The organism is Bradyrhizobium sp. ORS 278 (assembly GCF_000026145.1).
Lineage (GTDB): Bacteria > Pseudomonadota > Alphaproteobacteria > Rhizobiales > Xanthobacteraceae > Bradyrhizobium.
In genome coordinates, this window is record NC_009445.1 from 3,545,387 (window position 1) to 3,558,425 (window position 13,039).

The following is a 13,039-nucleotide window of genomic DNA, read 5'->3' on the forward strand; positions in this document are numbered from 1 at the left end:
AGATGCAGAAACAGCAGCGAGGAAGCACTGATTTTTCAGAGCGACATCAGCTCGACGCATTGCCGTTGACTCATCTGATCACGGCGCAAGCCGTCACCTCCGAACTGCTCGGCGAGCTCGCGGCGCTGGCGCGGCGCGAGATCCCGGGCGTTCGCGCCTCTGAATGTGAGCTTGCCGAGTTCTTGCGGCACGATCCCGACTCGATTTTCGTGCTCTGCAGAGGCCGTCGGCTGCTGGGCGGCATCGCGTTCCTCTATTTGAACTCAGCCGGTCTCGACGCGCTGCTGCTGGATGATTTCAATTTGAATCATCCGCCGCGCAAGTTTCTGGCCCGGCCTGATGAGGATGTGGCGGCGATCTACGTCTGGGCGCTGGTGGCCCAAGGGCGTGGAGCGATCGGTCTCGGCAATGTCGCGGAGGTGCTGCGCGGACCTAGATACCGGGCAGCCGACTACTATGCGCAGCCATCAAGCTCCGAGGGGCGCGCGTTTCTGGGTGCGCTCGGCTTCAAGCCGCTCGCGAGCTTTCAGCCGGATCTCTGGTGGTATCAGCGGCCCTGGAACCGGCTGCCTCGGATCCTCGCGCCCTCAATTCAGTCAACGACAGGTTTAGTAGCAGGGAGTGTAGCAGATGCACGGCATTAGTTCGGTCAAGATGACGAAATCGAATTCACGCGCGATCTCGGTCCGCATCGCGCGTGATCCGAACGATCTGATGCTCGTGACGGCCATCCGCTCGGCGGTCTATCTGACGGAGCAGGATTGTCCGATGGAGGAAGAGTTCGACGGCAACGATCTCGTCGCGGCGCACTTTCTCGGCTTCGTCGGCAAAGAGCCGGCCGGATGCGTGCGTGTACGCTTCTTCGGCGAGTTCGCCAAGGTCGAGCGGCTCGCGGTCCGTCATCAGTATCGGCGGTCGCGGCTGTCCTTCAAGCTGGTGCGTGAGGCGCTCGATTATTGCCGGCGCAAGGGTTTCAAGAAGGCTTATGGACATGCGCAGGATCGTCTTGTCGACTTCTGGGCGCATTTCGGCGCCAAGCCGCTCGGTCATAATCGCAAGCTGACCTTCTCCGACTTCTCCTACACGGAGATGGTGCTGGATCTCGAACCGTGCGACGACGCGATCACGCTCGACAGCGATCCCTACCTGATCATCCGGCCCGAAGGTGATTGGGATCGGCCCGGCGTTCTGGATCTCTCGGCTGGCCGGCCGGCGTCCTCGCCGCTGCGTGACTTCGCCGCAGCGAGATCGTGATGTCGAACCGCGATCTGTTCGGCGGCAGCGAGATGGATCCGCCGGTCCTGATGTGTGCAGACCTGCAGTGCGAATATCTCGCCGAGGGACGCAAGCATCTGATCGCCGACGGGGACGTCATCATGGCGCGCTGCCGACAACTGATCGCGCTGTGGCGCGACAATCTATGGCCCGTCGTCCACCTCAAGCGGATCGCCCAGGCGGCGTGGTTCAACCCGGCCTCCAACTTGACGAACTGGATCGACGACTTCAAGCCGAGGCCGAGTGAGATTGCGTTCGATCACCCATTGCCGTCGGCCTACAGCTCGGCGCGCTTTGCCGACTACATGTCGAACATGCGCAGCATCCGCTGCGTCGTGCTCGGCTTCTCGCTCGATGAGACGATCCTGTCCACGGTCGTCGACGGTTTCCATCGCAGCCATCGCTATCAGGTGATCGGTGATGCGGTCGCCTGCCGCAAGGCCTGCGCCGGCGATGCCGCCGCCTACAAGCAAGTGGTCACTCGGGTGATCGGCAATTTCGCCGGCGTGCTCGACAGTGCCGAGCTGATTGGCGCGAGCGGGCGGCTGGCCGTCTGAGCGGTGCAGCGGCCTGGGTCATCGCCCGGCCAGTCGTTCGGCCAGCTCGATCACGAGGCGCCGGTCTGACGGATCGGTGATCTTGTTGAACGCAACGACAAGGCGCAGCGCCTCCACGACGTGCAAATCAACAGGATTTTCGCTCAGCAGCCGCAGCAGCTTCTGTTCTGGCGGTTCGCAATCGTCTTTGCTCACGCTGCAGCTCCAGGAACGAGACCACGACATGACCCGAGAGGATGAGCTCAAAGAGCTGGCGAGCAGCCTCCAGGCGGCCATTGCGAAGGCGCGCCAGCTCGACCTGCCGACCAGCGCTTACATTCTCTCATTGGCACTTGTGGAGGTGTCCCAGACAATCGAGGCAGAGTTGAGGGGACAGGCCGATTCCGAATGAGATTCGGGCAGCATGGCGGCTCTGCACGCCACGCGCATTCAACTGGGTCAATCCTAGCAGGACGTGCTACTCATTCGCCGTGCACGGCATGCGAGTAGTTGCCGGCGATGGAATCTTCCCGCCGCAAGAAACAAGCCGCAGCAGTGAGGATATCAACGGTAAATAATTGCCGTGGTCGCCCGCTCAGGGCCGGTCGACCCTGACGACGCGGCCCTTGTCGATGGCGAGCGCGAGCTTGCCATGCTTCAGCGCCAGCGCAGCCTCGCCGAACAGCTCGCGGCGCCAGCCCTGCAGCGCCGCGACGTCGGCCTGGTCGTCGGCCGCGATCTGCTCGAGATCATCGACGGTGGCGATCACCTTGCTGGCGACGGCGTGACGCTCGGAGGTCATGCGTAGCAGGACTTTCAGCAGCTCGACGATCGCGGCCCCGTTGGAATTGTTGCGCGGCTTCTCCAGCTTGGGCAGACCAGCGAGGTCGCGGGCGAGCCCGCGCTGCACGGCGGCGACGATGTCGGAGCCCCATTTCGAGCGCTCGAAGCCTTTGGGCAGCGAACGCAGATTGCCGAGCTTCTCGATCGTCGTCGGAGCGTGCGTGGCGATATCGCCGACGGCGTCGTCCTTCATGACACGGCTGCGCGGCACGTCGCGGCTCTGCGCCTCCTGCTCGCGCCAGGCGGCGACCTCGATCAGGACAGCTAATTCCTTCGGCTTGCGGACGCGGGTCTTCAGCCGTTCCCAGGCGCGCTCGGGATGGAAGTCGTAGGTCTTCGGCGAGGTCAGGATCTCCATCTCCTCGCTGACCCAGTCGCTACGGCCGCGCTTCTTGAGATCCGTATCGAGCGCGGCGAACACGTCGCGCAGATGGGTGACGTCGGCCTCGGCGTAATGCGCCTGCTCCTTGGTGAGCGGCCGGCGCGACCAGTCGGTGAAGCGGTGGGTCTTGTCCGGGCGGTGACCGGTAATGCGTTCGACCAACTGATCGTAGGCGATGCTGTCGCCGTATCCCAGCACCATTGCGGCGACCTGGGTGTCGAAGATCGGGTGCGGCACGATGCCGGCGCGGTGCCAGATGATCTCGATATCCTGGCGGGCGGCGTGGAAGACCTTGAGGACCTTCTCATTGGCCATCAGCTCGAAGAACGCCTTGAGATCGATGCCCTCGGCGAGCGCGTCGATCACCACGGCCTCGTCCTGGCTCGCCATCTGCACGACGCAGAGCAGGGGGTAGTAGGTGGTCTCCCGCAGGAACTCGGTATCGACGGTGATGACCGGGTGTTGGGCGAGGCGGGCGCAGGCGGCTGCGAGGTCCGCGGTGGTGGTGATCAAGTCCATGAACGATCCATGACGAGGCACTTACGCCGTCGTCCGAAAACGCTGACAAGTCAAGGGTGTCGGCAAAGGGTACGAGACGAAATTCGTCCCCGCTTGTCGGCCCAAACCGGCCGGAACGCAAGCGCCCCGGTGTCAGCCGATCGCTCTATGGTTGACGATCGGGCCTCTCAGTGATGCCGGACGCGGCCCGAAGGGCGCCGCCCCGACGGCACGGCCAGCACGATCAGGCAGAGCGCGATCATCGCCAGACCCATGAATTCGAACACCAGCGCGTCCATGTTCGCAACCTCCCCGACGTGTTGCTTCAACTTGTCGGGGCGGCGTTGATCGTTTCTTAAGGACCCCGGCGCGCTGCCAGGGATGGTGGACGCGAAGTTAAGAACGTGTCAGGTGCCACAGAAGGTCTGCAGCACGCGCTCCTCGGGCTGCGGCGGCTCGGCATAATCGGCCCGGTCCGGCTGATCGTCGTAGGGCTTCGCCAGCACGGCATGGAGTTCCTCAAAGGGCGCATAGTCATCGTTCTCGACTGCCGCCGTGATCACCGCCTCGATGCGGTGGTTGCGCGGGATGAAGGCCGGATTGACCTTGCGCATCGCCGCGCGCCGCTCGGCGGGCGTCTGCGGTTCCACGGCGAGGCGCTGCTGCCAGCGGGCGGCCCATTCGTCGAACCCCGTGGGATCCTCGAACAGCGCCCGGACCACGCTGAGATCGCCACTGCCGGCGGCATCGCTGAGCCTGCGGAATGTCAGGGTGAAGTCCGCCTTGGCCAGCGCCATCGCATCGAACAGCGCTTGCGCCAGCGGCTGGTCGCCGTCGCGTTGCGTGAACAGGCCGAGCTTGCGGCGCAGGCCCGCCTGGTGGGCTTCCGTGAACTGGGCCGCGAAGCCGTCGAGCGCAGTCTCCGCTTCCTTGATCGCCTGGTCCTTGTCGTCGCCGAACAGCGGCAGCAGGCATTCGGCCAGCCGGGTCAAGTTCCACATCGCGATGCGCGGCTGGTTGGCGAAGGCGTAGCGGCCGAACTCGTCGATCGAGGAGAACACCTGCTTGGGGTCATAAGCGTCCATGAACGCGCAGGGGCCGTAATCGATGGTCTCGCCTGACACCGACGTGTTGTCAGTGTTCATGACGCCATGAATGAAGCCGACCAGGAGCCAGTCGGCAATCAGCTTCGCCTGGCGGCTGATCACGGCAGCCAGCAGGGCATGATACGGCCGCTCCGTGCCGGCGAGATCCGGATAGTGCCGGCCGATCACGTGGTCGGCGAGCCGGCGCACGGCCTCGACGTCCTGGCGGGCGGCGAAATACTGGAACGTGCCGACCCGGATGTGGCTGGTCGCGACGCGGGTCAGCACTGCGCCGGGGAGCGCCGTCCCGCGATAGACCTGCTCGCCGGTTACGACGGCGGCCAGCGACCGGGTGGTCGGGATGCCCAGCGCGGCCATGGCCTCGCTGACGATGTATTCGCGCAGCACCGGCCCGAGCGCCGCCCGGCCGTCGCCGCGGCGCGAGAACGGGGTCGGGCCGGAGCCCTTGAGCTGGATGTCGCGGCGGACGCCGTTGCGGTCGACCACCTCGCCGAGCAGCACCGCCCTTCCGTCGCCGAGCTGCGGGACGAAATGCCCGAACTGGTGGCCGGCATAAGCCATCGCGATCGGCTCGGCGCCCTCCGGCACGGTCTTGCCGGCCAGGATCTCGGCGCCTTCGGGCGTCTCCAGCTCGGCCGGGTTCAACCCGAGCTCCTCGGCCAGCGGCCGGTTCAGCTTGATTAGGCGCGGCGCGGCGACGGGAGTGGGGGCCACCCGGGCGAAGAAATTGTCCGGCAGCGCGACGTAGGAGTTCTGGAAGGGGAAATGCACGGTCATGCCTCCCAAGATAAGCGCGAGACCGCCGCTTTTCGAGCCCAAACGACCGCCAGATGAGCGTTTCGGCGCCAGCTCAATTCGGCGGCTACGCGGCGGTTGCAACGGCCGCGGCAGCCGTTCGGGCAATGAGGCGGAAAAGGCCCGTTCCTGCGGTTGCCGCGCCGGGGCGGCTCGGTTAAACCCTGCCCGCATTCGGCAACGCGCCCCAGAGGCTTGCGCCGATTCCCTTTTCCTTAACGCCGACCATTCAGGACGACCATGCATCGCTACCGGACCCATACCTGCGGCGCGCTCCGCGACAGCAACATCGGAGAGACGGTCCGGCTGTCCGGCTGGTGCCATCGCATCCGCGACCATGGCGGCGTGCTGTTCGTCGACCTGCGCGACCATTACGGCATCACCCAGTGCGTCGTCGACCCTGACTCCAAAGCGTTCGGGCTGGCCGAAAAGCTGCGCTCGGAGTGGGTCGTGCGCATGGAGGGCAAGGTCCGCCACCGTCCCGAGGGCACCGAGAACCCGGAGCTGCCGACCGGGCAGGTCGAGCTCTACGTCGCCGACATCGAGGTGCTGGGCCCCGCGGCCGAGCTGCCGCTGCCGGTGTTCGGCGAGCAGGACTACCCCGAGGACATCCGGCTGAAGTACCGCTTCCTCGACCTGCGCCGTGACAGGCTGCACCAGAACATCATGACCCGCGGCGCGATCATCGATTCGATGCGCCGGCGGATGAAGGAGCAGGGCTTCTTCGAATTCCAGACGCCGATCCTGACTGCGTCGTCGCCGGAGGGCGCGCGCGACTTCCTGGTGCCGTCGCGCATCCATCCCGGCAAGTTCTACGCGCTGCCGCAGGCGCCGCAGCAGTACAAGCAGCTGCTCATGATGAGCGGCTTCGACCGCTACTTCCAGATCGCGCCGTGCTTCCGCGACGAGGATCCGCGTGCCGACCGTCTGCCCGGTGAGTTCTATCAGCTCGACGTCGAGATGAGCTTCGTCGAGCAGGAGGACGTGTTCGCGGCGATGGAGCCTGTGATCACCGGCGTGTTCGAAGATTTTGCCAAGGGTAAGCCGGTCACCAAGGGCTGGCCGCGCATTCCGTTCGCGGAAGCGCTGCGCAAATACGGCACCGACAAGCCCGACCTGCGCAATCCGTTGGAGATGCAGGACGTCTCCGAGCACTTCCGCGGCTCCGGCTTCAAGGTGTTCGCGCGCATGCTCGAGGACCCGAAGAACCAGGTCTGGGCGATCCCGGCACCGGGTGGCGGCAGCCGCGCGTTCTGCGACCGCATGAACTCGTGGGCGCAGGGCGAGGGCCAGCCTGGCCTCGGGTACATCATGTGGCGCGAGGGCGGCGAGGGCGCTGGCCCGCTTGCGAACAACATCGGCCCGGAGCGGACCGCCGCGATCCGCAGCCAGCTCGGCACCAAGGAGGGCGATGCCGCCTTCTTCGTCGCCGGCGATCCCGACAAGTTCTGGAAGTTCGCAGGCCTCGCCCGCACCAAGGTCGGCGAGGAGCTGAACCTGATCGACAAGGACCGCTTCGCGCTGGCCTGGATCGTCGACTTCCCGATGTACGAGTACAACGAGGACGACAAGAAGGTCGACTTCTCGCACAACCCGTTCTCGATGCCGCAGGGTGGCCTCGAAGCGCTCACCACCAAGGATCCGCTGACCATCAAGGCGTTCCAATACGACATCGCCTGCAACGGCTACGAGATCGCCTCCGGCGGCATCCGCAACCACAAGCCGGAAGCGATGGTGAAGGCGTTCGAGATCGCGGGCTATGGCGAGCAGGAGGTGGTCGACCGCTTCGGCGGCATGTACCGCGCCTTCCAGTACGGCGCCCCGCCGCATGGCGGCATGGCCGCCGGCGTCGACCGCATCGTGATGCTGCTGTGTGGCACCACCAATCTGCGCGAGATCTCGCTGTTCCCGATGAACCAGCAGGCGATGGATCTGCTGATGGGCGCGCCATCGGAAGCCACGACGAAGCAGCTGCGCGAGCTGCACATCAAGCCCAACCTGCCGAACAAGTAGTTCAGTGGAGGCGTGTAGCCCGGATGAACGACAGCGACATCCGGGTTCGCACGCGCAGCTCATGAGACTTCGGATGTCGCTTTCGCTTCTGACGTAGGGTGGGCAAAGCGGCCGCCGCAGGCGGCAGCGTGCCCACCGTCCATCGGCGTCTTTCGCAGCGAGACGGTGGGCACGGCGCCAGGGCGACGGACGATCTGTTCTCTCGGTGACTCCACCATGTAGGTCCGCTGTCGTCACGGTTCTGTCCTCAGAACGTCTGCTTTGCTCGGTCGAATTCTCCTGCTGGGATGCGGGAGGAGGGACATGGCGTCGAACCGCCGTGAACGTGCGCCGGCCGACGACAACGAGACCGTCCTGGTCTCGTCCCGGCTACGCAGATGGCGGACGGCAAGCGCCGCGCGCGTTGGCTGGATGATCGCGGCGCTCGCGGCTGCGTCGCTCGCCGCGTGTGCCCGCTCGCCCCTGACCGCGCAGCCAGTTGCCGCGCCGGGCCATCAGGCCGCGCTCACACCGGCCGCGCCGCCGCAGACGTCATCTCAGGAAAGCCCTCCGGCGCTGACCACGGCGCCGGCCGCACCAGCGCCCAAGCCGCGCAGGCCGCATTACCTGCCCCGCGGCATCGCCAGCTACTACACGGCGCCACAGCCGACCGCGAATGGCGAAGTGTTCGACGCCTTTGCGATGACTGCCGCGCATCGCAGCCTGCCGTTCGGCACGCGGCTGCGCGTGACGCGGCTCGACACCGGCCAGTCGGTGACGGTGCGCATCAACGACCGCGGCCCCTATATCGATGGCCGCATTGTCGACCTGTCCTACGCCGCAGCCGCCAAGCTCGGCATGGTGGAGACGGGCCTCGCCAATGTCCGCCTCGACGTGCTGCGCTGGCCGAAACCGAAGGTCCGCAATCCGCCGCCGCAACAGGTTGCGCCCGGCAATGCCAGGCCGTTGCCGCGCGCGGCGCCGACCCGCCTCACGCTGTTGTGGGTGAGAGAGGGCGGCATGCCGATCAGCCGGTGACCAGGCCTCGCCGCTCAGGCGTTGCGCGTCGGCCTTGCCAGCGCGGTTCCAAACACCTCGTCCCAGAACGCGGTGACGACGCCGAAATTGCCGGGATGGGGGTCGCGATGATGGCGGATATGACGCAGCCGGCAGCCGCGCAGCCAGGCATGCAGCGGCAACGGCCCCGCCAGAGGCCAGCGATGCACCGCATCGTGGACCAGAAGATACAACAGATAGCCCGCCAGCAGGCCGGCGGTCATGCCACTCGCTATCTGCAGGTCCACCACCTGCGCCACCAGCGCGAAGAAGCTCGCGAAGATGACGACGCTCACCCAGACCGGTGAGCCGATGAGATCGCTCGGCCGGTCATGATGCAGGCCGTGGAGCTGCTTCAGGACGGCGACCTCATGATACAGGAAGCGGTGCACGAGATATTCGGCCAGCGTCCACAGCATCGCGCCGCCGGCGGCCGCCAGCAGCCAGCGCGGATGCGCGGCGAAGCCGTGGCGCGCGAGATCGAGCAGCAGCAGCGCGACGATGACGATCGGATAGATGAACAGTTCGGCGTAGTAGCTGATCTTGTTGTGAATCACGTCGGGCCCGCACGCAAACAGGAGAGGTTGGATGGCGATGCGCTCCCCGACGAAGGCCAGCCGCGCCATCGGCAAGCGCCGAATCAGCCGCCGTCGCGGAGCGTGTCACGGAGCTGAGATAGCGCAGACATAAGTCGCCCACGTGAATGTACGGGGCTCGAGAACGCCGATGGCCTTCGCGCGGCCACGGCTGCGATGGGTGGTTGCAGATTAACCTAGCTCGCGCGGCGCGCGACAAGAAGCGCTCCGCCCAGTCCGCACAATGGCCTAGCGCATGCGCGTGACGAGAATGGCGCCAGAGCGCATGCGGCGCTCAGGCGGCCGTAACATCATCGACGGCGGTCTTGATCACTCGGTCACTTTCGAGTGATTCTGAATCACGTCGGGCATGTGGGGCAGGCTGGGAACCGTACGCTCCCCGACGTCGCTGCACCAAATCAACAGGTCTTCTGTTGCACGTGCTGGACACAGGTGCAGGTCGTCGTCGACGTCAGCTTGACGTCGTAATAGGGGCCGGTGCTCGACGACGACGGACCGTTGGTCGCGCAGCGCGGAAACAGGTAATAGCTGTCGGAGATGGTGACCGGACCGGTGACGCCGGAGCCGAGATTGGGCTTGTAGGCGTAGGACACCTCGCCGAGGATCAGCGAGATGTTGGCATTGGTCGGCGTCGTCGTGGTGAAGGCCGACAGCTTCATCGTCTGGCCGATAGCTCGCGCTCCGGTCGTGCTGGTCGACTGGCTCCATCGCACCGTAGCATTGCCGCTGTCGTCGGTCGAGACTTCGGAGACCGTGACGGTCACCAGCGAATTGCCCGAGACGTCCTTCATCGGATAGGGCGCAATGATCGCGTTCGAGGCCTGCAGGATGTCCTGCATCTTCGAGGCAGAGATCTGGATGTTCTGCGCGACGAGATCGGCAACCGTGTGCGACGCCGCGCTGACCTTGACGCCGATCGCCATTCCATTGCCGAGCTCGACGCCGCCGAGCAGCAGCATCAGCAGGAACGGCAGCACGATCGCGAACTCTGTCGCGGCAACGGCCTCGATGTCGGCCAGGAAGCTGCGCGCGCGTGATGACAGGCCGGCAGGCATGTTGATATCCTTTGCGGCTAGGGTTCGTTCTGAAACGCGGCCGTCGACATGATGAGCCGGTTGCCGTTCGACAGGTTGGATAGATTGAACCCGAGTGGGCCGAGCATGACCGGCCAGATGTACATGATCCGAAGCACCACGATGTCGCCATTGGTCCCGGGGGTGTACTGCCAGGTATTGGAGACGCCGCCGCTGCTGTTGAACGTCAGCGTCGGCGGCGACACACTGGCGGCAGACCAGCTGCTGACCACCTGCATGTCGATCATCATGCCGTTGCAATCGAAGAAGATGCGGATCTTCTGGCAGACCACATTTTGCTTGAAGGCATCCGCGGTCATGGAGCTGGCTCGCACCTGACCGGTCATCACGGCGCGCGCCGATTGCTGCGCGACCGATTCGAGCAGCTGCTGGGCGAAGAACACGAGGAAGGTCTGGATCAGCGCGATCACGAGGGCAAGGAACGGTGCGGCGACCAGGCCGAACTCGACGGCCGTCGCGCCCCTGCGGTCCCCCAGGAAATCGCGGCAGAACCTGCCACGGGCAGTCGGTGACGGTGCGCGCTTGTCCATGGATGGCCCTTACTGCACCAGCTTCGCCGTGCTCGACGCGACCCTGAGGAACAGTTTGGTGAGCGCGTCCGAGATGTCGCCGCCAGTCTGCACGGTCGCGAAAAAGTCGGGCGAGGAGGCGCAGGCCTGCAGCCGTTGCGCGATCGTGCCGCTCAGCGAGGACGGACTGTTGAACTGGGCGATGCGGCTGTTGTACCAGTTGTCCGTCGTCAGCTGCAGATATTCGGTGTAGAGGATCGCGATGCGGATGTTGCGCTTCTTGATGGTGTCGCAGACCGCCGTGTTGAGCGGTTGCTGGCAGCGCACCTGCGAGCCGGCCGCGGGCAGCGGATAGGTCGCCTTGGGGTCGCAGCCGCTGCTGCTCGCAATCAGCTTGTCCTCGACGCCGTCGGTGACCAGGAAGACCACTTCCTGCGGCGTGTCGCCGCTCTGGTTCGTGCCGGTGCCGGGATCGGGCATGATGGCGTTGACGCCGCCGAGCGCGCCGGAGATGTCGGTGCCGAAGTCGGTGTTGCAGATCGCGGTCGTGACACAGTTCTGGTGATCGACCGTGAGCAGCTGGATGTTCGAGATCTTGGTGCCCGCGCTGCTCGGTGAGGTCAGGGTCTGGATCGTGTTCAGATTGTAGTCGAAGGTGTAGATCGCCGCCTTGTAGGTGGTGTTGTTGATCGCCGACATGCACTGCATGACGCCGCCGCTGATGCCGGCCTGCGGGCAGGTGTAAGGGCCGACGAGAAGCTGCTTGACCGCATTCACAACGAGATCAATTCGCAGCGTGATACTCTTGCTGCGCGCGATGCTGAGATTATCGACCGTCGACGAGCTCGCGCCGCTGTCGAGATTGGGGTGCACCTCGTGGCAGGCGAAGCCGCAATTCTTCGATCCGCCCGGCTGCTTGCTCGTTGCTGCGATCAGATTGTCGATATCGGTCTGCGTCGCCGCGATCGCCATCGACGGGGAGTCGTCGAGCAGCAGATAGAAGTTCATGTTCGGCGCACTTGAGGCCTGCGCCGTCGCCGAGCCCTTGACCTGCCAGGACGGACTGCCGAGCACGGAGGGGAAATTGTTGATGGATCGCGCGACGTAGGAGACCTGGATCGTGCGTTGAAGCCCGGAATCCGTGACCGTGATGTCCGGTGTCGGCACGGCGGTCAGGCCGTTCATCGCCGCCTTGGTTGCGAACACGGCAGCCGCCGTGTTCTTGACGACGCTGGTGTCGGTCACGCTCAGCATCGCCGGCCTGACCGCGGCAATCGCCGCAGCATCGGCGGCAGCGTCGAGCTGTCCCTGCTTGCGCAGAGCCTGCGTGTAGTCGAGCGCCATGCCCAGGAGATAAATGGTGGGCACCATCATCAGCGCGAAGATGACCGCGACGTTGGCGCAGCGATCCCGTGCGAAGCGAAGCACCAGGCCGTGCAGCATGACCCCTCACTCTCGTTTGACCAGCCAGCCGTCTCGGCTTTCCGAGCGACAGCCTCGACCGTCAGACGACAGGAGGTATCTGCTCGTTTCCGATTGTTTCCCGTAGTTTCCACGATAAGGGGTATCGGGTTAAGCAAGGCTTACAGTATCAGGATAATGCAGCCCCCGCGTTTGCGTAAAATCCAACCGTTCAGGATGGAGGCAGCCGCGGTTGCAGCGGTCAGCTGGCTTGGTCGGGATGAAATCGAATTGGCCCGATGCGTCAGACGGCGCAGATGCATCGGCCGGCGTCCGGCGGCATTTCGGTCTAATCATAGGGCGTTCGGAAGCCCGCGGCCTTGAGCTGCAGCGTCTCCGCGCCGAAATAGAAAAACGTGTCCGGGTCCTTTGTCAGGCATCTCCTGGTCTTAGACACCAGCCGCTCGGACCATGTCAGGAAGCTGTCGTCCTTCCTCGCAATCTGCCCTTGGGCATCGAAATAGCTGTTCACGACATAGAAGCGGCCTCGGCCGATATGCTCGGCGTCCATGTAGCATCGGCCGAATTCGATCACGGGAGACCGGATCACATCTACTGATTTGTAGTCTGCGCCTTCATCGAAGACGATCGCGTCGAGATTATCTGCGCGGGCGATATAGAACGAGAGCGGTTCCTTACCCATCTGCTGGACCACGGCCGAGGGGAGGATCTGCATCTCGCCATCCCGGCACCTCCTGGCGACATAGACGAACTTGCCCTCGGGATCGAGCCTGTGCAGCAGTTCCGCCTGGTCCTTCGGCGTCAGGAAGAAGTTGACTTGGCGGCTTCGCATGGGACTGATCTCAATGACGTATGCGGGAAAGACGCGCTTGCAGTCTAGCGTCAGCCTTTTTCGGCGACCATGCGTCCGACTGTGTAAAGTGTGTAAAGGACGT

14 protein-coding genes are annotated in these 13,039 nt (G+C 64.7%); 6 read left to right on the forward strand and 8 right to left on the reverse strand.

Annotation, left to right across the window (positions count from 1 at the left end; genetic code table 11):
- Positions 1-2 precede the first annotated feature (2 nt).
- Genes BRADO_RS15680 through BRADO_RS15690 form a run of 3 tightly spaced genes read left to right on the forward strand, consistent with a single transcriptional unit; the run spans position 3 to position 1,832 of the window.
- Entirely contained in the window at positions 3-644 is a 642-nt protein-coding gene (locus BRADO_RS15680) for a hypothetical protein (RefSeq protein ID WP_011926298.1), read from the forward strand.
- Positions 631-1,254, forward strand: a complete 624-nt coding sequence (locus BRADO_RS15685; RefSeq protein WP_011926299.1) for a GNAT family N-acetyltransferase — start codon at positions 631-633, stop codon at positions 1,252-1,254. The genes BRADO_RS15680 and BRADO_RS15685 overlap by 14 nt, the downstream gene beginning before the upstream one ends.
- Positions 1,254-1,832 (forward strand): isochorismatase family protein, encoded by a 579-nt coding sequence (locus BRADO_RS15690; protein ID WP_050781006.1) that lies wholly within the window; start codon positions 1,254-1,256, stop codon positions 1,830-1,832. Before BRADO_RS15685 ends, BRADO_RS15690 begins: the two co-directional genes overlap by 1 nt.
- Before the next feature lie 18 nt (positions 1,833-1,850).
- Here the strand turns inward: BRADO_RS15690 and BRADO_RS35415 are convergent, their stop codons facing one another.
- Complete coding sequence (locus BRADO_RS35415; protein ID WP_173363503.1) at positions 1,851-2,027, reverse strand: hypothetical protein; 177 nt, start codon at positions 2,025-2,027, stop codon at positions 1,851-1,853.
- 28 nt (positions 2,028-2,055) lie between these two features.
- Here BRADO_RS35415 and BRADO_RS35420 point away from each other — a divergent pair, with 28 nt between their 5' ends.
- On the forward strand, positions 2,056-2,223 hold the full coding sequence (locus BRADO_RS35420) for a hypothetical protein (RefSeq protein ID WP_011926301.1): 168 nt from the start codon (positions 2,056-2,058) through the stop codon (positions 2,221-2,223).
- 183 nt (positions 2,224-2,406) lie between these two features.
- Here the strand turns inward: BRADO_RS35420 and rnd are convergent, their stop codons facing one another.
- A complete protein-coding gene (gene rnd / locus BRADO_RS15695; protein ID WP_041756566.1) occupies positions 2,407-3,555 on the reverse strand; it encodes a ribonuclease D in 1,149 nt (382 codons plus the stop codon).
- A 386-nt stretch (positions 3,556-3,941) separates the two neighbouring features.
- Entirely contained in the window at positions 3,942-5,417 is a 1,476-nt protein-coding gene (locus tag BRADO_RS15700) for a YdiU family protein (protein ID WP_011926304.1), read from the reverse strand.
- Positions 5,418-5,675: 258 nt separating this feature from the next.
- On the opposite strand from BRADO_RS15700, the gene aspS reads away from it, so the two are divergent.
- Both aspS and BRADO_RS15710 read left to right on the forward strand, forming a co-directional pair.
- Entirely contained in the window at positions 5,676-7,448 is a 1,773-nt protein-coding gene (gene aspS, locus BRADO_RS15705; protein ID WP_011926305.1) for an aspartate--tRNA ligase, read from the forward strand.
- A 303-nt stretch (positions 7,449-7,751) separates the two neighbouring features.
- On the forward strand, positions 7,752-8,465 hold the full coding sequence (locus BRADO_RS15710; RefSeq protein ID WP_011926306.1) for a septal ring lytic transglycosylase RlpA family protein: 714 nt from the start codon (positions 7,752-7,754) through the stop codon (positions 8,463-8,465).
- A 14-nt stretch (positions 8,466-8,479) separates the two neighbouring features.
- On the opposite strand, the gene BRADO_RS15715 is transcribed toward BRADO_RS15710, so the two are convergent.
- The 5 genes from BRADO_RS15715 to BRADO_RS15735 form a co-directional block, all read right to left on the reverse strand.
- Positions 8,480-9,109 (reverse strand): sterol desaturase family protein, encoded by a 630-nt coding sequence (locus BRADO_RS15715; protein WP_244423045.1) that lies wholly within the window; start codon positions 9,107-9,109, stop codon positions 8,480-8,482.
- 368 nt (positions 9,110-9,477) lie between these two features.
- Positions 9,478-10,134: a TadE/TadG family type IV pilus assembly protein gene (locus BRADO_RS15720; protein ID WP_011926308.1), complete on the reverse strand. Its 657-nt coding sequence runs from the start codon at positions 10,132-10,134 to the stop codon at positions 9,478-9,480.
- Between the two features lie 17 nt (positions 10,135-10,151).
- Entirely contained in the window at positions 10,152-10,703 is a 552-nt protein-coding gene (locus BRADO_RS15725; RefSeq protein ID WP_011926309.1) for a TadE/TadG family type IV pilus assembly protein, read from the reverse strand.
- 9 nt (positions 10,704-10,712) lie between these two features.
- Positions 10,713-12,125, reverse strand: coding sequence for a TadE/TadG family type IV pilus assembly protein (locus tag BRADO_RS15730; RefSeq protein WP_011926310.1), 1,413 nt, complete (start codon positions 12,123-12,125; stop codon positions 10,713-10,715).
- A gap of 307 nt (positions 12,126-12,432) precedes the next feature.
- Positions 12,433-12,936, reverse strand: a complete 504-nt coding sequence (locus BRADO_RS15735) for a hypothetical protein (RefSeq protein ID WP_041756568.1) — start codon at positions 12,934-12,936, stop codon at positions 12,433-12,435.
- Between the last annotated feature and the right edge of the window lie 103 nt (positions 12,937-13,039).

What these genes read in the sequence shown, in the direction of transcription:
- BRADO_RS15680 (WP_011926298.1), top strand. Translation starts at nt 3, where the DNA reads ATGCAGAAACAGCAGCGAGGAAGCACTGATTTTTCAGAGCGACATCAG.
- BRADO_RS15685 (WP_011926299.1), top strand. Translation starts at nt 631, where the DNA reads ATGCACGGCATTAGTTCGGTCAAGATGACGAAATCGAATTCACGCGCG.
- BRADO_RS15690 (WP_050781006.1), top strand. Translation starts at nt 1,254, where the DNA reads ATGTCGAACCGCGATCTGTTCGGCGGCAGCGAGATGGATCCGCCGGTC.
- BRADO_RS35420 (WP_011926301.1), top strand. Translation starts at nt 2,056, where the DNA reads ATGACCCGAGAGGATGAGCTCAAAGAGCTGGCGAGCAGCCTCCAGGCG.
- rnd (WP_041756566.1), bottom strand. Translation starts at nt 3,555, where the DNA reads ATGGACTTGATCACCACCACCGCGGACCTCGCAGCCGCCTGCGCCCGC.
- BRADO_RS15700 (WP_011926304.1), bottom strand. Translation starts at nt 5,417, where the DNA reads ATGACCGTGCATTTCCCCTTCCAGAACTCCTACGTCGCGCTGCCGGAC.
- aspS (WP_011926305.1), top strand. Translation starts at nt 5,676, where the DNA reads ATGCATCGCTACCGGACCCATACCTGCGGCGCGCTCCGCGACAGCAAC.
- BRADO_RS15710 (WP_011926306.1), top strand. Translation starts at nt 7,752, where the DNA reads ATGGCGTCGAACCGCCGTGAACGTGCGCCGGCCGACGACAACGAGACC.
- BRADO_RS15715 (WP_244423045.1), bottom strand. Translation starts at nt 9,109, where the DNA reads ATGGCGCGGCTGGCCTTCGTCGGGGAGCGCATCGCCATCCAACCTCTC.
- BRADO_RS15720 (WP_011926308.1), bottom strand. Translation starts at nt 10,134, where the DNA reads ATGCCTGCCGGCCTGTCATCACGCGCGCGCAGCTTCCTGGCCGACATC.
- BRADO_RS15725 (WP_011926309.1), bottom strand. Translation starts at nt 10,703, where the DNA reads ATGGACAAGCGCGCACCGTCACCGACTGCCCGTGGCAGGTTCTGCCGC.
- BRADO_RS15730 (WP_011926310.1), bottom strand. Translation starts at nt 12,125, where the DNA reads ATGCTGCACGGCCTGGTGCTTCGCTTCGCACGGGATCGCTGCGCCAAC.
- BRADO_RS15735 (WP_041756568.1), bottom strand. Translation starts at nt 12,936, where the DNA reads ATGCGAAGCCGCCAAGTCAACTTCTTCCTGACGCCGAAGGACCAGGCG.